20 protein-coding genes and 1 tRNA gene are annotated in these 20408 nt (G+C 25.9%); 2 read left to right on the top strand and 19 right to left on the bottom strand.

What is annotated here, in order from left to right; translation table 11 throughout:
* Nucleotides 1–194 precede the first annotated feature (194 nt).
* Both J2Z24_RS01060 and gpr read right to left on the bottom strand, forming a co-directional pair.
* Nucleotides 195–1280, bottom strand: a complete 1086-nt coding sequence (locus J2Z24_RS01060; protein ID WP_035144469.1) for a stage II sporulation protein P — start codon at nucleotides 1278–1280, stop codon at nucleotides 195–197.
* Nucleotides 1281–1384: 104 nt separating this feature from the next.
* Nucleotides 1385–2359: a GPR endopeptidase gene (gene gpr, locus J2Z24_RS01055; protein WP_035144394.1), complete on the bottom strand. Its 975-nt coding sequence runs from the start codon at nucleotides 2357–2359 to the stop codon at nucleotides 1385–1387.
* A 197-nt stretch (nucleotides 2360–2556) separates the two neighbouring features.
* Between gpr and rpsT the strand changes: the two genes are divergently transcribed.
* Nucleotides 2557–2823: a 30S ribosomal protein S20 gene (gene rpsT / locus J2Z24_RS01050; RefSeq protein WP_035144393.1), complete on the top strand. Its 267-nt coding sequence runs from the start codon at nucleotides 2557–2559 to the stop codon at nucleotides 2821–2823.
* 44 nt (nucleotides 2824–2867) lie between these two features.
* Here rpsT and holA read toward each other — a convergent pair whose 3' ends face one another.
* The 9 genes from holA to J2Z24_RS01005 form a co-directional block, all read right to left on the bottom strand.
* Nucleotides 2868–3893 (bottom strand): DNA polymerase III subunit delta, encoded by a 1026-nt coding sequence (gene holA / locus J2Z24_RS01045; protein WP_035144392.1) that lies wholly within the window; start codon nucleotides 3891–3893, stop codon nucleotides 2868–2870.
* Nucleotides 3890–5623, bottom strand: a complete 1734-nt coding sequence (locus tag J2Z24_RS01040; protein WP_051593084.1) for a ComEC/Rec2 family competence protein — start codon at nucleotides 5621–5623, stop codon at nucleotides 3890–3892. The genes holA and J2Z24_RS01040 overlap by 4 nt, the downstream gene beginning before the upstream one ends.
* A gap of 26 nt (nucleotides 5624–5649) precedes the next feature.
* On the bottom strand, nucleotides 5650–5892 hold the full coding sequence (locus J2Z24_RS01035) for a hypothetical protein (protein ID WP_035144391.1): 243 nt from the start codon (nucleotides 5890–5892) through the stop codon (nucleotides 5650–5652).
* A gap of 88 nt (nucleotides 5893–5980) precedes the next feature.
* Complete coding sequence (locus tag J2Z24_RS01030; protein ID WP_035144390.1) at nucleotides 5981–8581, bottom strand: P-type ATPase actuator domain-containing protein; 2601 nt, start codon at nucleotides 8579–8581, stop codon at nucleotides 5981–5983.
* A gap of 128 nt (nucleotides 8582–8709) precedes the next feature.
* Entirely contained in the window at nucleotides 8710–8991 is a 282-nt protein-coding gene (locus J2Z24_RS01025) for a DUF503 domain-containing protein (RefSeq protein WP_035144389.1), read from the bottom strand.
* 30 nt (nucleotides 8992–9021) lie between these two features.
* Nucleotides 9022–9975 carry a D-2-hydroxyacid dehydrogenase gene (locus tag J2Z24_RS01020; RefSeq protein ID WP_035144388.1) on the bottom strand — a complete coding sequence of 318 codons (954 nt, stop codon included), beginning with the start codon at nucleotides 9973–9975 and terminating at the stop codon, nucleotides 9022–9024.
* 34 nt (nucleotides 9976–10009) lie between these two features.
* Entirely contained in the window at nucleotides 10010–11452 is a 1443-nt protein-coding gene (glgA, locus tag J2Z24_RS01015; protein WP_035144387.1) for a glycogen synthase GlgA, read from the bottom strand.
* A 12-nt stretch (nucleotides 11453–11464) separates the two neighbouring features.
* Nucleotides 11465–12574, bottom strand: coding sequence for a glucose-1-phosphate adenylyltransferase subunit GlgD (gene glgD / locus J2Z24_RS01010; protein WP_035144386.1), 1110 nt, complete (start codon nucleotides 12572–12574; stop codon nucleotides 11465–11467).
* 14 nt (nucleotides 12575–12588) lie between these two features.
* Complete coding sequence (locus J2Z24_RS01005) at nucleotides 12589–13713, bottom strand: glucose-1-phosphate adenylyltransferase (RefSeq protein ID WP_035144385.1); 1125 nt, start codon at nucleotides 13711–13713, stop codon at nucleotides 12589–12591.
* Nucleotides 13714–13974: 261 nt separating this feature from the next.
* On the opposite strand from J2Z24_RS01005, the gene J2Z24_RS01000 reads away from it, so the two are divergent.
* Entirely contained in the window at nucleotides 13975–14604 is a 630-nt protein-coding gene (locus J2Z24_RS01000) for a phosphatase PAP2 family protein (RefSeq protein ID WP_035144384.1), read from the top strand.
* A 35-nt stretch (nucleotides 14605–14639) separates the two neighbouring features.
* Here J2Z24_RS01000 and lplA read toward each other — a convergent pair whose 3' ends face one another.
* The 8 genes from lplA to J2Z24_RS00960 form a co-directional block, all read right to left on the bottom strand.
* Nucleotides 14640–15644 (bottom strand): lipoate--protein ligase, encoded by a 1005-nt coding sequence (gene lplA, locus J2Z24_RS00995; RefSeq protein ID WP_035144383.1) that lies wholly within the window; start codon nucleotides 15642–15644, stop codon nucleotides 14640–14642.
* The gene (gene lpdA / locus J2Z24_RS00990) at nucleotides 15634–17334 is read right to left on the bottom strand and encodes a dihydrolipoyl dehydrogenase (protein WP_035144382.1); all 1701 of its coding nucleotides are present in this window, start codon (nucleotides 17332–17334) and stop codon (nucleotides 15634–15636) included. The genes lplA and lpdA overlap by 11 nt, the downstream gene beginning before the upstream one ends.
* Nucleotides 17335–17437: 103 nt before the next feature.
* On the bottom strand, nucleotides 17438–17872 hold the full coding sequence (locus J2Z24_RS00985) for a MarR family winged helix-turn-helix transcriptional regulator (RefSeq protein ID WP_035144381.1): 435 nt from the start codon (nucleotides 17870–17872) through the stop codon (nucleotides 17438–17440).
* A gap of 36 nt (nucleotides 17873–17908) precedes the next feature.
* Complete coding sequence (gene dut / locus J2Z24_RS00980; protein WP_035144380.1) at nucleotides 17909–18343, bottom strand: dUTP diphosphatase; 435 nt, start codon at nucleotides 18341–18343, stop codon at nucleotides 17909–17911.
* A 175-nt stretch (nucleotides 18344–18518) separates the two neighbouring features.
* Nucleotides 18519–18830 (bottom strand): hypothetical protein, encoded by a 312-nt coding sequence (locus J2Z24_RS00975; RefSeq protein ID WP_035144379.1) that lies wholly within the window; start codon nucleotides 18828–18830, stop codon nucleotides 18519–18521.
* Between the two features lie 493 nt (nucleotides 18831–19323).
* The gene (locus tag J2Z24_RS00970) at nucleotides 19324–19743 is read right to left on the bottom strand and encodes a hypothetical protein (RefSeq protein ID WP_035144378.1); all 420 of its coding nucleotides are present in this window, start codon (nucleotides 19741–19743) and stop codon (nucleotides 19324–19326) included.
* Nucleotides 19744–19910: 167 nt separating this feature from the next.
* Nucleotides 19911–20045, bottom strand: coding sequence for an aspartyl-phosphate phosphatase Spo0E family protein (locus J2Z24_RS00965; protein ID WP_241392977.1), 135 nt, complete (start codon nucleotides 20043–20045; stop codon nucleotides 19911–19913).
* A gap of 265 nt (nucleotides 20046–20310) precedes the next feature.
* A tRNA-Sec gene (locus tag J2Z24_RS00960) sits at nucleotides 20311–20407 on the bottom strand.
* Nucleotide 20408: the final 1 nt, after the last annotated feature.

Below are 20408 nucleotides of genomic sequence, written 5' to 3'. Positions count from 1 at the left end.
AACAGTCTTTTGAAATAATAAAGAATAAATACTACTTTTCTGCCAATAAAAGTTTTATTCATTCTCAATTCTATATTTAAAAATTTCAATTTTAAAATTTTTCTAATTTTAATGGAGAAAATTTATTCTTTATTATTCACTCTTCATCCTTAACTATTCACTGTTATAAGGGTGTCCTTTTATTTAGATTTTATTCATTTTTTACCATTTATATACTCTCCTATTATTCTGGCCAAATATTTAGCTGAATTTTTAGCATCTTGAAGATTGTTTGAATTAGCTCCAACTTCTAAGAGTACAGCGTTATTACTTTTGTTTTGGTTAAAATACCTTGTACCATAGTTATAATAAAAAATTCCTCTACAAAAATCTGGATACAACTTGTTTGATATACTCACAAGTTTATTTACTACATCTAAATTATTCTTATAATGAGGATTCTTTCTTGCCATTACAAACATAAACTTTGCTACATCTTCCCCATTCATTTTTGTAGTTACAGCTTTTCTATTATCAACTGCATCTCTATGTAAATCAATTACAAGTTTAAAACTCTTATATTTTTTCAAATGTTTATCCACTGTTACGGATGATCTTTCATAGCTTTGAGTATATGCCGCTGCATCATGAACTGTTTTATCATGTATAACTCCTATTCCATAATTTTTTTCAAGTTCATTAGCTAATACATCACCTACAGCACAAACATTTTTAGTTTCATCTAAACTACATTTATCCTCCGGTTTATAACTTTCAGTGGTATGGGTATGATATATAAATACTTCTGGTTTTGACTTATTTAATTCTTTCTTTAATTCTGGATCATATAATTTTACAGTTTTATTAGGTAAATCTGTACTTTCATTATTGTTATCTATATTTATAGATTTATCATTAAGTTTAAAAGGGTCAAATGTTATATCTACCGGCTTATCTTTAAAACTATCTTCAATTCCATTTTCTATATTCATACAAGATATTTCTTTTCCTATTAATGATATTGGATTAGATATATTTACGTGAAATATTTTAAAAACTCCATCTTTAAATGAAAAATCTGTTTCTGCCATATCTTCTTCATTAAAAACCGTTGATTCAATTATTGGCATTCCAGAGTTTAAAACTTGTACATAAAACATATTTTCTCTTGTACTTTCATTTTTAGTATTTGCTTTAACGACAAAAGGTAATATTACAAAAAGTACTAATGAGATAGTTAAAATAAAAAATATAATTTTATTTTTATTATCTTGTTTATTTTTACTTTTTAAGTAGTTTATTTTCTTTTCTTTTTGTTCTTGCAAATTTATGGTCCCCCTCTCATATGTAAGATAATTTTATATGTTAATCATTATATGAGAAGAGGACTTTATATATACCTTATTTAACTTATATAATTATTTATTTGATTTAAGTCTAATGCTGGCTGAAGTGCTATATTTATTCCTGTAGATATTACTTTTGATATAGAATCTATTACACTATCCACTTCTTTAGGCGTAACCATAAGATTGCCTACATAAGGATTTAAGACTTCCTCTATCATCCTTTGCTTTTCATCCCTATTTAAATCTTTTAACATATTATAAAACTTACTTCCTTCAGTGGCTTGATTTATCATAGCATCTATAACCATGTCTATAGTATCATTTGCTACAGTTGCAGCATCCACCACAGTAGGCACTCCAATAGCAATAACCGGAATACCTAATGTTCTTTCACTTATCTCCATCCTTTTATTTCCTACCCCTGATCCTGGAGATATTCCTGTATTTCCTATTTGAATTGTTCTATTAATTCTATCTAACTTTCTTGATGCAAGAGCATCTATACATATTATTAAATTAGGTTTTATTTTATTTGAAACTGCCTTTATTATTTCTCCAGTTTCAATACCTGTTAATCCTAATACTCCTGGTGCAATAGCACATACTGGTCTTATTCCTTCATCAATTTCATTAGGAATTAATTCTTTTAAATGTCTTGTTATCATTAAACCTTCTACCACCTTAGGTCCTAAAGCATCTGGAGTAACATTCCAGTTTCCTAAGCCAACTACTAAAGCCGTCATACTATCCTCTAATTTTACAAGAGGGCTTAATACCTTTGCTAAAACTTCACTTACTTCCTCCATAGTATCCTTATCATATCCGCTTATTTCAGGAATATCTATAGTAATATAGCTTCCTTTAGGCTTATTCATCACCCTTTCTCCCTCTTCGCTTACGATTTTAACATTAGTAACTTTTATAAATCCTTCTCTATATTCTTCTACCTCCACTCCAGGAATTTTCCCGCTACTTTTTTCTTCATAAAGTTCCTTAGCTTCTACCGCTAAATCAGTTCTTACACTTACCATATGGCCTCTTCCTTTCCACATGTATTTTAATTATAGTTTTTCCAATAATATTATTCATATTCTTATTAAATTAGAGGTAAATTCTACTTGAAGTACTCTAAAATTAATGATATAATAACCTTTGTTAATAATTTAGACTCATATGCAGATTTCCCCAAAGCTGCTGAGACCCTATAAAAATACAAGGGGGTGAAAAAATGGCAAATATAAAATCAGCTCAAAAGAGAATAAAGGTTATTGAAACTAAAACTTTAAGAAACAGAATAGTAAAATCAGCTTTAAAAACTAACATAAAGAAGTTTTTAACTGCTATTGCTACTGGAAACGCTGAAGAAGCAAAAGTTGAATTTAAAGCAACTGCTAAAGCATTAGATATGGCTGCTTCAAAGGGAGTAATACATAAAAATAAGGCTGCTAGAACTAAATCAAGATTAGCTGCAAAATTAACTGCTTTAAATGCTTAATAAATAAACCGGTTTTTTATAACCGGTTATTTATTTTGTTAAATTTATGCTGTTATAGTTTCTATAATTAATAATTCCATTTCAGTTTTTTTATCTAAAGAAGAACTTTTTATCTTCTCCTCTACATTTAAACATATGTATAAAGCTCCCTTTATCTGCTTTAGTGTAAATTTCTTACTTTGTCTAATTAATCTTTCAATTATAAAATTAGGTAGTTTAATTTTAGATGCTATAAAATTTTTATCTTTACCATCTTCAATATACTGTTTTATATTATAAAGTAATTTAAATTGTCTCTCTATCATATATATTATTACTGGTATATCTTCACCTTTATATATAAGCTCATTTAGAACTTTTAACGCATCTTTAACTTTTTTATCTCCTATAAAATCTACTAAATCAAATATATCGTCATCATTCTTTTTAGGATACATAGCATATATATCTTCTCTTTTTATGTCTCTATCTATAGTATAACAACATAGTTTTTCCACTTCATTTTCTAATATACCCATATCATTAGGTATATTAGAACAAAACAATTTTAACTCTACATTTCCAATGTTTTTATCTTTCTTATCAAATATGCTTTTAACCTTCATTTCAAGTGCTTTTCCATAAATCTTATCTGCTTTTATCACTGTGCACTTACTGTCTAATGCATATATTTTTTTACTAGGCTTTTCTCTTTTATTTTTGAATATATAATAAAATATCAATATACAGGATTCAGGAACAGATTTTACATATTCTTTTAATTCATTAAATAATTTTTTCTTATTGTTATCTTCCCCTTCATCTAAAAAGTTTGATCTATATACTAACACAACCTTTTTATCACTCATAAAAGGAAGAGTTTCACAAGCATTTATAACTTTATCAAAACTATCTAAAGTATTTCCATCAATTTTAACATAGTTTAAGTCTATAAAATCTTTATTTAACACTGTTTCTAATAAATTTTTAATATTTTCTTTTATTAACTCTTCATCTATACCACAAAATATATAACAATTATCTATATTATTTTTCTTTAATTTTTCTTCATACTGAGTTAAATTTATCATAAATTCCACTTAAATAAGTGGTGTTCACCTCCATTTAAACTAAAATCTTTCTTATAAACTTTGCCAAATATAATTTTATATAATATCTCTTTATTTTGGCTTCTATCAATTATATCATAGTATATATATTTTCCTTTAATATTTTTTACTGCTATACTATTTATTTTTCTATCATCATCTATAATTTTCACTACTGAATTATTAGTTGTAATTACAATACTATCTTCTTTATTAGTAATAATTTTATTAACATTATACTTTTCTTTTAGCTTAATAACATCTTTTCCTTTTTCTAAATCATAATTGCATATCATTAAACAATTTATATTATACTTTATAATTGCTGAGCTCATTTTCTCATCATTTATAATATATATCTCAGGAAATATAGTATAATAACTAATAAATAAAGTTGTTACAGCCATTACAGGTAAATACTTAAATTGTTTTTTCCCATACTTAATCATTACATAACTAAAATATATGATTATTAAACATATTCCTTCTTTCCCACCTAAATTGATCATAGGTGGACATATTTTTAATAAAATATAATTAGCTCCTTCTATTCCTATAGTTAAATTGTATAATAATATATTAATTACACTAAATAAAAATTTAAAATTAATAGCTAATAATGCAAAATTCCCTACTATTATTACTACACTATATAAAGGAAGTAAAAATAAATTACCAATTATAAACCCAAGACTAAAATCCTCTAAAGTAAAAGCTATATAAGGTAATGTAAATATTTGAGCACTTAAAGTAATACTTAAAGAATCGTTTATTTTACTAGGAAGGTAATATAATTTCTTTCTTATTTTATTATAATATAATATAATTCCTAATGTTGAAAGAAAAGATAACATAAATCCTATTTCCATAAAAGAATAGGGCTTTATAAATAAAATTAATAAAAAAGCTAATGAAATAGCAGATATACTATCATAATTTTTATATACTATTTTAGAAAACTTTAAAATTACTATCATTATAAAGGCTCTTAAAGTAGAGTATCTTAAGCCAGTAAATACTACATATAAAAAAGATAGTATTATACCTAATTTCACCCCTCCTAGTATTTCTAATATTTTATATACTATAGATAAATGAAATCCCGATACACTTACTGCATGTATTACTCCTAATTTTTGAAATTTATTTTTTTCTTCTATAGTTAATAAGCTAGTATCTCCAAAACACAATGACATAACTAAGGCTTTTTTATTATCATCTAATCTTTTAGAAAACTCATATTTAATTCTTTCTTTTAAACAATAACAATTATATATAAAGTCTTCATTACAATTTTCATATTCATCTATAAAATAATTCCCTATTATACCCTTATCATAAATTATGTTTTTTTGGAATTTGCCTTTAGCTTTTATTTTTCTGCCTTCTTTTAAATTTTTTGTATTTCCCTTTAATAATATATTTCTTCCCTTTAGTTTTCCTATTGTGCAATACCTTTTTACTTCTACTACTCTTATTTTTTCACAATTACTTGGCAAAAAATAAAAATACATATTAAAACTTATAATTCCACATAATACAAAAGTAGCATTTATTAATGTAAACATTTTTGTATTTGTAAAATAAATTACATATAAAAAAGATGCAGCTACAACTGCACCTATTATTAGGCTATTTCTGAAAATAAGAGAGGAAAGAGAACCTATAAAAAAAGAAAGTGCATAAAATACAAGTGGCTTATTTATATTCATAATATGTTTTTAAAAACCTTTAAATTTTATGCCCTTTTAGGTTCATTTAACTCCACTGTTATTTTCACCCTGTGGATATCTGAATTCAAATCTATGTCTTTTACTTCTGGCATAACATCTCTTCCTCTATATTTGAAATAATAATCAGCTAAATTTTGAGCAGAGTCTAATGATAAAGAAGTATATTTTAAAAGGTATTGCTCTTCTGGTATATCTAGAAATATTGTATTACTCCCCATTATTATTGTTTCAAATACACTTTCAACCATAGAAAATACACCTCCATGTTACTATTTTGTCCAATAACTTGGAGGTTTAAACTGCAAAATATTTCTTTTTATACTTTACTATTTAAATTTATTCATATTGCTCTTGTTTATGAATAATTTTCCCAAAGATAATTATAGCAATATACACAAATACCATTATTATTGGCATTTTCCATAAATTTATATTAAATAGACTAAATACATTAATTTTATTTATAATTATAATAGGAATTATTTGAAACAATATATTAACTACTGTAATTACATTTGAAACTTTATTCTTAAAAAAATATCCTTCAGAATAAACAAGAGAATAAATTATTAAACTTATATTCAATATGAATAATGATATTGTACTTTTAATTTCTAAGTTTAAGTCTGTATTTAACTTTAGAGCTATAAATGCTGTTAAAGCTACAAAGGCAGATTTTAAAACTATACTCCCAATATTATCTTTTAATATATAATCATCTATTATATCTGGTCTATAATCAATATTTTCATTTTTATAATCCAACATTATAGCAATGGAAGCTAACATAACAGTAAAACTATTTATCCATAGCATATTTAAAGACATTAAAGAATATTTATATCCAAATAAATTAGTTAATGCAACATAAATGAATTCACAAAAACTAGAAACAAGTATATATATAATAACCTTCTTTATGCTATTTATAAATTTTCTAGAAAGCTCTATTATATTTAGCGTATTGCTAAAGCTTCTTTCTATTAATATAATATCCGATAATTTTTTCACTATATTACTATTACCTGTAGAAATACCAACATTGGCAATTCTTAAATAAGGTAGATCTGTAATTCTAGCTCCAGACATTAAGATTTTATGCTTGTGTTCCTTATAAAATTTAGCAATTTTAACTTTTTGTTTAGCTCCTATCCTAGAAAATACACCTATGTTTTCTACAATCTTTTCAAAATCTTCTTCTGGCATATTATCTATTTCTACACCAGATAATATTTTCTTATTTTTTCCAACCATGCTTATATTCCTACCAAAAGCTTCTGCAGCTATTTTATTATCTTCTGTAATTATTATTGGTTTTATATGCATAGCTCTACAATTTTTAATTAAATTATCAGCATTAGCTTTCAAAGGATTTTTAAATGCCATTAATCCAACAAAAACTAGATTACTTTCTATATTTTCTTTAAGGCTTGGCTCATAATTAAAACTTCTATAAGCAAAAGCTATTGAAGACAATCCTTCTTTAGACATAATTATATCTGCGTTTTTAATTTTCTTTATGTCTTCTTCTGTTATTTCTTTCTCTATACCACTTTTTACTATATGAGTACATTTATTTAATAGCACATCTACTGCACCTTTTACATTAGCTCTATAATTATCTTCTACTTTATTAATAGTAGTCATAATTCTTCTTTCTCTATCAAATGGAATTTGAAAAATTCTTTCTTGTCCTACTTCTATTCTTTCTTTACTCATTCCAACATCAAAGGCAAATTTTGAAATACCTATTTCTACTAAATCATTTTTATTATTAATAAAATCTCCATTTATTACTTTAGTGTCATTACATAATAATCCTATTTGTACCATTCTCTCTATAATATGATTATTTTCATTTTCTTCATCTAATGTTACCTGTGAGCTTTCTATTATATTTTCATTTGCATATAGCTTATCTATATCCATAGTATTCTCTGAAATTACTCCAACTTTATCATCACATATTAAAGAAATCTGTGATAAATTCTGTATTACAGATAAATTTTTAAAGTATACTCCTTTTTTTCTAAAATACTTTAAAAGTATGTACCCTATTATAACCAATATAAGAAATATGTTTTCAGGTATAAAAGCTATTAGCAAACACCCTAAATTATATAATATGTAATTTAGCTTTTCCTTTGAAACAATATTAAAAATAGTAAAGACTGATGTAGCTATAATAGCTATAACACTTAAACTATTCATTAATTTTTGCAATTTACTTTCTAAAAGATGTTTCTCCGTTTTTTCTTCAAAAAGCATACTCAATATATTGGCTATTTGAGTATTCATTCCTGTTGCTATTGCTATAGCAGTAGCATTGCCGTCCATTATTACAGAAGACTTAAATAACAAATTTTTCATTTCACTTAAAGAAATTTCATTATCCTCAATTTTAGTAGAATACTTTTCTACAGTATATCCTTCTCCTGTAACTGCACCTTCTTTAACTTTTAATGAATTGCTTTCAATTATTCTTAAATCTGCAGGAACTATATCTCCTTTATTTAATACAACTATATCTCCTACTACTAAATCCTCAGATAAAATTTTCACTTCTTTTCTGTTTCTTATTACAATAGTATATTTAGATTCTAACTTTTGAAGTTCCATTAAATTTTTTTCTTCTTTATATTGGGAATTTGTTAAAAAAAATAAATTTAAAAATAAAATAAAAAGCAAAACAGTAAAAGCTTTCACATCTCCAACATAGAAAAATATACCTAAAGTAATTAAAAGTAATACTATCCACATTCTACCGAATTGTCTAATAAAGATTGATATAAAATTTTTACTTTTAGGAATTTCTATAATATTTTTACCATATAAACTTTGAATTTCTTCAACTTTATTGTCGCTCAGTCCACTATATATATTACTATTTAATTTTTTCACAATATCATTCCAGCTATTACTATACCATTCAGTCATATACTATTACCTCCACAAATTATATGGTCTTTAATATTTATCATATGGGAATTTTATTCATAAGTAAATATATTAATTAAAATTTCACATAAATTACTTATAAAAAGCAGTGATATATTCACTGCTTTTTATAGTATTTCAATACTTACATTTTCTGAAACAGCATCTGTATTATTTTCTATATAATCTATTACATTTTGTATGACACTATTAGCGTGTCTTGTACTATTGCTAACACAGGCTATCCCAAGAACTATAGATTGATGTATATCCTGATTTTCAATTTCTACAATAGATACATTAAACTTATTTCTTACTTTTGTAGTTAAACTTTGAACTATCATTCTTTTTTCCTTTAATGAATGTGCCCAACTAGCTCTTAAATATATTTTCCCTGTGCCTATAATCACAATATATCTCCTACCTTTTAATTGTATTTACTAATATTGTTTATCTAAATCTACTAAATTCACCAATCGTTCATTATTTGCCATTCGTTTTAAATTATTTATAAAAATATCTATTGCTCTTTCCATATAAAGCGCAGAATGCCCTGCTTGATGTGGAGTAATTATAACATTATTCATTTCCCAAAGTGGACTATTTTGAGGTAAAGGTTCTTTATCAAATACATCTAATGAAGCTGCTTTTATTATTCCCTCTTTCAGAGATTGAATTAAAGCTTTTTCATCTACTAGTTTACCTCTTCCTATATTAATAAAATAAGCATCTTTTCTCATAGACTTAAATACTTCTAAATTAAACAATCCTGCGGTTTCCCTTGTTAAAGGCAAAGCTACAACAACTATTTGTGACTGACCCAATACTTCCTTTAGACTATCTATAGAATACACTTCATCTACATATTCTACAGAAGTAGGATTATTTTTTATGCCTAAAACTTTCATATCAAATACTTTAGCTTTCCTAGCAATTTCTTTACCTATTTTCCCTAAGCCTATTATAACCATGGTCTTTCCTGAAAGCTCTTCTATTGGTTGTTCCATCCAGAATTTATTCATCTGCTGTTTGTATAGAATATTTAAGCTCTTTGTCAAAAATAGAAGTGTAGCAAAAACATACTCTGATATAGGTATTGCATGAATCCCTCTGGAATTAGTCACCTTTATATTTCTTCCCTTTATATATTCAAATGGTAATCTATCTACTCCAGCAGCTAACACATGTATCCATTTTAATCTTTTTGTTTTTTTAATTCTTTCTTCTGTAAAATCTCTAGTATCTCCCCAACCTATTAATATATCAGCGTCTTCTAATTCTTTATCCCCTTTTTCAAAAGCACCTTTACTTAGCGTAATAACTTCATTTTCTCCATTTTGTCTAATACTATTAATAAATTTTTCTTCTAAATTATCATATATTAATATTTTCAATTTAATATCTCCTTAGTTTAAATTAATCTAAAATTTACATATCCCATAATAATTTATCGTATATTTGTATATATTCATTAGCAGATTTATTCCAACTATTATCTATTTTCATGGAATTTATCATCAAATTATTCCAAACACCTTTATTATAATAAAAATTTAGGGCTCTTTTTATAGTATATAACATATCATGTGCATTATAATTAGTAAAAGAAAATCCATTTCCTTCTCCAGAAAATTCATTATAAGAATTCACTGTATCTTTTAATCCACCTGTTTCTCTCACTATAGGCAAGCTTCCATATCTCATAGCAATAAGCTGTCCTATTCCGCAAGGTTCAAATTGAGATGGCATCAAGAACATATCTGAAGATCCATATATTTTCTTAGCTAATTCATTACTAAAAAAGATATTACTAGAAACTTTCTGAGGATAAATTTGAGCATAATATCTAAAAGCCTCTTCAAATTTATTCTCCCCTGTTCCTAATACTACTAACTGTACATTTAACTTCATTATCTCTTCCATTACATAGCATATTAAATCCATACCTTTTTGGCTTGCTAATCTAGATACTATGCCTATCATAGGTATATTCATATCAACAGACAACCCTAATGATTTTTGTAATTCCAGTTTATTTTTCCATTTATCTTCTATATTATTTTCATCAAAATTAAAATATAAGTCCTTATCATATCTAGGATTAAACAAATCATAGTCTATTCCATTTATAATTCCATATAATTTGTAACTTATTTCATTTAAAAGTCCGTGAAGTCCTTCACCATAATTTTGCGTTCGTATTTCCTCACTATAAGTTTTACTCACTGTAGTTACTATATCAGAATATATTATTCCACCTTTCATAAAAGAAATTTTATCATAGTACTTTAAACTAGATTCAGAAAAGTAATTATCTCCTAATCCTAATAACTCTACAAGTATTTCCTTGTTAAATATTCCCTGATACTGAAGATTGTGTATAGTAAATAAAGTTTTTATATTGCTAAAAATATGGTTCCCTTTATATTGTTCTTTAATCAATAATGGAATAATTGCAGTATGCCAATCATTGCAATGAACTATATCCGGCTTAAAATCTCCCATGAACTTAATGCTCTCTACTACACCTCTTGAAAAATAAACAAATCTTTCCCCATCATCATAATATCCATAAGCTCCATCACTTCTTTTAAAATAATATTCATTATCTAAAAAATAAAATGGGATGCCATCCTCCTCTAAATATAATAATCCTCCATATTGATTTCTCCATCCAACCGGTATAGAAAAACTAGAAATTTTACTCATTCTATCCTTATATTTTTGAGGGATACTTTCATAATTTGGCATCATTACTCGAATATCTATTCCAAGTTTTCTTAAAGCTTTTGGTAAAGCATATGCTACATCTGCTAAACCACCTGTTTTCATAAATGGATCTACTTCAGAGGCTACAAAAAGTACTTTCATTTTTAATACCTCCTAACCTAATATGCTTTTTTCTATAACTACTGGAAATTCACTATCACCTTTCAATTCTTTTCCCTTTTGTATAATATTATTTTTATCTATAATAACATTTTTTAAAATAACATTTTCTTCTATTTTACTTCCCTGCATTATTATACAATTTTCTAATACAGATCCTTTTCCTATTTTTACTCTTCTTCCTATGATACTATTTTTTACTGTTCCATTAATTAAACAACCATTTGCTATTAAAGAATTATGGATGCTTGAACATTCCCCATATTTTGTTGGTGGTTCATCTTTTACTTTTGTATAAATGAGTCCATTCTCATAAAACAATTCTTTTCTTATATTTTCATTTAGCATATTCATATTAGCTTTAAAATAAGAATTTATTGAATTTACACAATTTAAATATCCATTAAACTTATAAACATTTGTATTTAATAATTTAATATTGTTTTCTATATAATCTTTGATACTTTTTTCACATCCAGTTTGTAAGCATTTAGTTATTAATTTTATCAGAAATTCCTTTTTCATAATAAACATTTCCATAAATACATTTATTTTATCTTCTTTACCTATGTTTTTCCCAATACTCAACACTTTATTATTTTCACCAATATTAATTGTATGACATCCAAGAAAATTATTTTTTCCATCATGAACAGATTTATATATTAAAGTAATATCTTTTTGTGATTCCTCATGGCATTTAGCTGCTTCCTTAAAATTTATGTTACAAATCATACTTGAAGAAGCCATTATAACATATTTCTGTTTGCTTCTTGAAAAATATTCCATATTATTTATTAAACATTCTAAGTTTCCATCACAAGATGCCATATGTCCAAAATTAAAAATAAATAAACCATTTATTTTTCTATCTAAATCCCAAGGTTTTCCTGAACCTAAATGGTCTAATAAAGATCTTGATTTTGTTTTACCAAAAACCCCTACGTTTGTTATGCCTGAATTAACCATATTAGAAAGTATAAAATCTATAATTCTATATCTCCCCCCTATGGGTATAGAAGCTAGTGGCCTCCCCAACGTAAGAGGTCTTATATTACTTTCTTCTTCATATAAACTTAAAACTCCCATATACTCTTTTAACATAGGATTCATCCTCTCTATAGTATTTTTTCTCCTTTACTAATTACAGTTATACTATTTTCATTGCCAACTACTGTGTTATTGCTTATTATTACACCATCTCCTACTATGGCTTTTGTTATAACAGCATTATCTTCTATTGTACAATTTGACATTATTACTGAATCCTTTACCCTCACATTCTTGCCTATGAAAACCCCCGCAAAAATAACTGAATTAGTTACTTCTCCATGTATTGTACACCCCTCAGTTATTAATGAATTATTAATAACTGCTTCTTCACTTACATACTGAGGAGGTCTCACAGGATTAACAGAATAAATTTTCCAATCCCCATATAGGTCTAAATCTACAGCATCATTGATAAGATCCATATTGGCTTCCCAATAACTTTCTATAGTCCCAACATCCTTCCAATATCCTTTAAAAGAATATGCATATAATTTCTTATTACTATTTAACATATTAGGAATTATATTCTTGCCAAAGTCATTATTAGAATTAATATCATTTTCGTCATTTTTTAAAAACTCTTTTAATAATTTCCAATTAAATATATAAATTCCCATGGAAGCTAAATTGCTTTTAGGTTGTTTAGGCTTTTCTTCAAACTCATAGATTCGTCCATCTTCTTTAGCATTCATTATTCCAAACCTACTTGCCTCTTCCAAAGGAACTTCTATTACAGCAATAGTTACATCTGCATTTTTCTCTTTATGATATTCCAACATATTTGAATAATCCATCTTATAAATATGATCTCCGGATAATACCAAAACATATTCTGGGTCATATTCATCTATAAAATTTATATTTTGATAGATTGCATTAGCTGTTCCTTTATACCAATCCCCCCCGTCCTTTGTCTGATATGGTGGCAATAATGTTACTCCTCCATTAGTCCTGTCTAAATCCCATGGAACTCCTATTCCTATATGAGAATTCAAGCTCAAGGGTTGATACTGTGTAAGAATTCCTACAGTACTTATTCCTGAGTTTGAACAATTGCTTAGTGTAAAGTCTATAATTCTATACTTTCCACCAAAGGGAACTGCTGGCTTAGCATTTTCTTTTGTAAGTGTTCCTAATCTAGTTCCTTGTCCACCAGCTAATATCATTGCTACTATTTCCTCTTTTTTCATTATACCCCACCACCTTTATAGTAATTACTCACTTAATATATATTTTAACAAAATTTTCAAAAGTTTTCTAGTTTTCAAACCTTTAATTCTTTTCTTAAAACATACATTTAAAGATATATGAATTATTGATAAAATTTATACAATAATTTCAAAAAAATATTATATGAATATTTAAGATTAATTTAAGAATTTTGATAAAAAACTTTAAGAATTATGCATTATTATGATAATATAATGACATAATAAACTTAGGAGGTAAAAATGGAAAGAATAAAAAATAACTCCATTCACTTATTAGCATTATTATCTATCCCTATAATAAATATATTTTACGGATTACTAAATAATAGTGAAAGGGGGTCATTTAGTCTTGTTACAGAAATAGATAAAAACATACCCTTTATGAAGGAATTTATAATTCCTTATATAATGTGGTATCCTTATATATTTATTATTTTTCTATATTTATGTTTAAAAAATTTAAATACTTATTATAGAACTCTCATAAGTTTAAATATAGGTTTGATTATATGCTATATAACTTACTTTTTATTTCAAACTACAGTACCAAGACCTCATTTGTATGGTAATGACATATTTATACAATTAACAAAGTTAATATATAGATTTGATAAACCCTTTAATTGTTTTCCAAGCATTCATGTTCTTACTTGCTATTTAATGATTAAAGGCATAAACTTTCAAAGTAATTGTAATAAATTTACCAAATTATTTGTTTACATTACTTCTATTACGATAATCATTTCTACTCTTTTTGTTAAACAACATGTTATCATGGATTTAATATCAGCTATAGCATTAGCTGAATTAATCTTTCATATCGTAGGAAAATTCAATTGGAAATTTTTGTTTATTCCAGATACAGAATAATAAAAAGCATGGAAAAAACTCCATGCTTTTTAACTTTACATATTTTTCACTTTATCTTGTAACCATACCTTAATACAATTTATCATAATTTCTTCTTCTTTATTTCCATGAACATCATCTAATTTATTTTTAATTTCATCAATATGCAAATTTATACCTTTTAGGGAATCTTTTATTTTTTCTATTAATTTTACATTCATAAAATCAGAATATATATTAACTTTATATACTTTTGAATCCTTTAATATAAAGCCTATGTCTATTTCACCAAAAGAAAATCTTTTAGTAAAATTCACATTAAAATTAGGACTTTCTCCAAATATCCATTTCCATGAAGAGTATCTTTTCACTAATTGTTCAACTTCATCTTTTTCTAAGGAAAGCTGAAGTTGTTCTATTTTACCATCATATACCTTGGAAAAACTTTTTTTAATAGAATGTATAACTTTCTCTAAAGTAATGCTTTCTATAATATCAGATAAATTTACAACTCTAGATCTTATAGAATCAATTCCTTTTGATTCTATTTTTTCTTTAGATACCTTAAGATACTTATTAAGCTTATTCAAATCGCTATTAACTAATAAAGTACCATGATGATAAGCTTTATCATTATCAAAATAAAAAGCATTCCCTGAAAACTTTTTATTTTCTATTGTAATATCATTTCTTCCTGTGAACTCCGCTTTAATCCCTATATCTTTTACAGCCTGTAATATAACCTGTAATTGTTTTTCTAAATTATATAATTCTTCTCTCATTAAAAATGTAAAATTTAAATTTCCTAAATCATGAAAAACCGCTCCGCCTCCAGATAATCTTCTAGCTATTTTAATTTCATCTTCTTTTAAATTTGAAATTATACATTCTTTCCAAGGATTTTGATTTTTACCAATAACAACAGTACTTTGATTTTGCCATAGATATAGAATAACTTCATTTTCCTTTATATTGTTTAATAAATATTCTTCTAAGGCTAAATTATAATAAGGGTCTACTCTATCTGATTTTATAAATTTAAGTTTGCAATCATTCTGCAAAATGTATTGCACCACCTTCTGTTGATAAAGTTGCTTCATGTATTGCTTCTGCTGTAGTAGGATGTGCATGTATTGCTTCTATAATATCTTCTGAACTTAAACCTTTACTTATGGCTAAAGTAACTTCTCCTATTAAATCTGAAGCATGTGGTCCTATAATACTACCTCCTATTATTTCTCCAGTATCTTTATCCTTTATAATTTTCACAAAACCTCTACTTTCTCCTAAAGTCATAGCTTTTCCATTGGCTGAAAAAGGGAATTTACCTGTTTCTATATTCCTATTCTCTTCCTTCGCAATTTTTTCTGTTATTCCTACAGTAGCTATTTCTGGCTCAGTAAATATAACGCTAGGAACAGCATTATATTTCATATGTTTATTTTCTCCTAGGATATTTTTTATAGCTATTATTCCTTGATGGGATGCTACATGTGCTAACTGCATTTTATTAGTCACATCTCCTATAGCATATATATTAGGAATATTTGTTTGTAATCTGTTGTTGACTTTTATTCCTTTGCCCTTTTCATTCAATTCAATATTCAAATTTTCTATACCTATATTTTCAAAAAAAGGTTCTCTGCCTATAGACATTAAAACACTATTACAAGAAATATATTTAAAATCTCCATTTTGGCTAAACTTTACTATACACTCTTCTCCTTCACCTTCTAATATTTCCTCTACTTTGCATCCTGTATATAATTTTATTCCTTTTTCTTTAGCTATATTTGTTATTTTATTAATTATATCTTCATCTAGAGCCGATAAAATATTATTAAAATATTCTACAATATATACTTCTACTCCCATATTAGCATATATGAAAGCAAACTCCATTCCTATAACTCCTCCGCCAACAATCACCATTTTCTTTGGTAATTTCTTTAAATCTAAAGCCTCTTCACTAGTAATAACATTTTTTAATTTAGCTCCTTTTATAGGCAAATAAGATGTTTTAGATCCAGTAGCAATCACTATATTTTTAGCTTTAACTATGATATCTTCATCTACTTGTAAAGTAGTAGTATCTATTAGCTTACCATTACCTTTTATAAAGGTTACTTTATGTTTATCTAATAAGTATTCTATTCCACTGACCAAACTTTCTACAATTCTATTTTTCCTTTCTAATACTTTTTCCATATCTATATTATAGTTTTCTACCTGTATACCAAATTTCTCTGAATTTTTCACATTATTATATACTTCAGCTGAACGAACTAAAGCTTTAGTAGGTATACATCCTCTATTTAAACATGTTCCTCCTACCTTATCTTTTTCAATTAATATTACTTTGGCTCCTGATTTAGCTCCTTGTATAGCTGCTACATAACCTCCTGGACCTCCTCCAATAATTGCAATATCTCCTTCTAAAGTCTTTTTACAACACCTATTTTCTAATTTCACTGCAAAATTTTCTTTGTCACACATAAATTCTTCACATTCATCTTCATTGCTTAATTTCATTAATATATCTCCAATTTTCACAGTAGATCCTTCTTCTACTTCTATACTAGTAAGTTTTCCTTCTATTTTTGATTTCACTGGTATATTACCTTTTTTCCCTTCAACCTCTAGTAATATATCTCCAACTTTTATACTGTCTCCAATATTTTTATGCACTTTGCCAACTTTACCTTCTTTAGTCCCTGGTGATAATTTTTCTAACTTAATTTCAGTAATCATATATATTCCTCCCATAAAATATAAAAATAATTGCTATACTAATTATTAGTATAGCAATTATTTTTATAAATTCCAATATACTTATTATAATTAAGTTATAAAATTATTTCTTAACCTCTTCTACATTCTCTTTCATCTTTTCTAAAACCTTTTTAAAGATTCCTATTTCTTCTTCAGTTAATCCTTTTGATGCTAACTTACTCATCTTTTCCCCTTCTGGCATAATTTTTTCTCTTAATTCTTTTCCTTTTTCAGTTAAAACCAAATGAATTATTCTTCTATCATTTTCATCTCTTTGTCGAATTACATATTCATCTCTTTCCATTCTATCAATTAGTCTAGCCACTGAAGAAGCTTTAATATCCATTTTTTCTGCTAATTCACTTTGACTTATATTTTCGTATTTCCCCATAAAATATAATGCAATCCATTGAACTCTTGTAATTCCAAGCTTGCTTAATCTATCATTGAAACATTCTGCTATTCTTTTAGCTGAACTATTAGTAATAAATGCTACACAAGTATCTATATCAAACATATTATCACTTCTCTCTATATTTTAATAACTTTAATATTATTTTAATCCAGTTGACCCAAAACCACCAGCACCTCTTTCACTTTCAGAAAGAATATCTTTTTCGCACACTTCCACTTTATATGTAGGTTTAATAACCATTTGAGCTATTTTCATATGCTTTTCAACTATAAAAACTTCTTTTCCATGATTTATTAATATTACACCAATTTCTCCTCTATAACCTTCATCTATGGTCCCTGGAGTATTTAGTACCGTTATAGAATGTTTTAATGCTAATCCACTTCTCGGTCTTACTTGTGCTTCAGTATCCTTTGATAATTCAATACTTATACCTGTATGTATTAATGCAGTTTCTCCAGGTTCTATGGATTTATTTTCAATAGAGTATAAATCCATTCCTGCATCTCCTTCATGAGCATAATTAGGCACAATAGCATCTTCATTTAATTTTTTAACAAATAGTTTATACATAATCTTTCTCCTCCTATGTTTGACTATAAATTTAGTTCTAAATATAAATTAAGAAATTTTTAGCTTCAACTAATACCTATAATATAAAAACTAACGTTTATATATTGTATTATGTATTAATATTTTTATCAATATAAAATTTAAATCAACATAAAAAAAGAGCCTAAAGCTCTTTTTAAAAAACATTATATATAAATATAGGTTTAAATACTGTATCATCTGAAGAAAGAATTATTTGTATATTCTTATCTAAATCAAAGAAAAAATATCCAACCGCATTATCATTATTATATAATGCAAACTTAGTAAATTCTTTATCTGGAGCTTTTTCTTTAAAAGCGTGTATTTTATTACAAAATACCATACCTTGATTATTTCCAACGAAAAATATGGCTCCCATAGGGAAATTAAATTCCATCTCTTGCCCTGGTTTATATTCCAATATCTGCTCTAAGTCTCCATATTTAAATTCTATTTTTTTACTCATGTAAAATACTCCACCTTTCTGTGTTTTATTAGATATATAAACTAGTAAATTAATTTTCATATATTTTCACACAAGTTTATCCATATAACATTATTCTACAAGGTGAAGTAATCTTCCTCTTTTTTATATAGTTTAAATATTATATTTATAAATTTTTATTTTTATTATTATGTTTTTTCATTTCATCTACATGAATAATATCAGGATTGGAACTTTTTTTATTTCCTCTTTTAGATTTCTTCTTATCTTCTCTATGCATGTTACCACACCTCCCTTATAATTTTATTTTTAACTCCAAACTATTTTTTATTCCTGAAAAGTATGTATTATAAAAAAAAGCCCCGCCTTAAGCGGGACAAAATGAAGAGGTTATCTATAGATATATTATTACCATTTTTCATAATTTTATAATACTATTTTTGATACCAAAAATAAAAAACCTTGAAATTTCAAGGTTTTAATTGGAGCAATTGATACTCATGCATATAGATATTTAGATTTTAAATATTATATTTTCTTCTTTTCCAACTTTAATTCCATTTTTAGCTTTTTCTAAAAGCTTTTCTATTTTAGTCATATCAGGTTTAAAATAAACAGTATTATTTATTATTTCAGGAGACTTAATCTTAAAATATTTAACAATAATACTTATTCTTTCCATAACTTCTTCTGTAGTAAAATTATAATTTTTTCCATTGTCTAAACTAGTTATTGCTAATAACATAAGTAACCTTACTATATTATCTTTACATTTAAAATATATATCTTTATTTACAGCAATAAGTACAATACTCCTAACTTGTAAAAAATCCAATTGATTATTATAAGAGAAAGTATCATTAATATTTTTTATGTATTTAGCAAAATTCTGAGAATCCAGAATTTCTAATTCTTTATGATTAAAATGAATCATTAATTTACCCCCTCTATACCATTATATACCTGTCATACATTCATATATTCTACGTCTGTAATAAAATTCCTCCTATTTTTTTTAATATTATCAATATAAAATTAATTTTTCAACAATTTAATTTTGAATTTAATACAATATAAATTTACAAAAAAATAAACACCAACTTATGCTGGTGTACTACTATAATATTTATATATAAGCTTGTCTAATTCTTGACTCAATTTAAGAACTTCACCCCTACTTAAAGTAGTTTCTTTTGTAACTAATTCATTTAGCTTTTGCCTTAATAACTCTATCATCTCCAACTTTCTCATCCCCAATGTTTTATTATTAAATACATATGTTATTATATCTCACAAGAATATCTGCATCAATCTATATGGAAATAGTTTGAATATTAAATTAAATCTATTTTTATATATTATTATTCTATTTATGACAAATTTTAAGCATATCTTCAAAAAATATGTCTTATAATGATTTTTCTTAAGATATTTAATCTAAATAAGCAGCTGCAATATATAAAACATTACAGCTGCCCTCAAATTTAACTTTTTATTTATGTGGCGGGAGCATGTGGGAATCGAACCCACCCATGATGTTATTAGCACCACAACACAGTTTTGAAGACTGGTAAGCACACCAGCACTTATCTACTCCCA

This window comes from Clostridium tetanomorphum, assembly GCF_017873215.1.
GTDB lineage: Bacteria > Bacillota > Clostridia > Clostridiales > Clostridiaceae > Clostridium_AO > Clostridium_AO tetanomorphum.
This window is presented reverse-complemented; position numbering and strand designations above follow the sequence as displayed.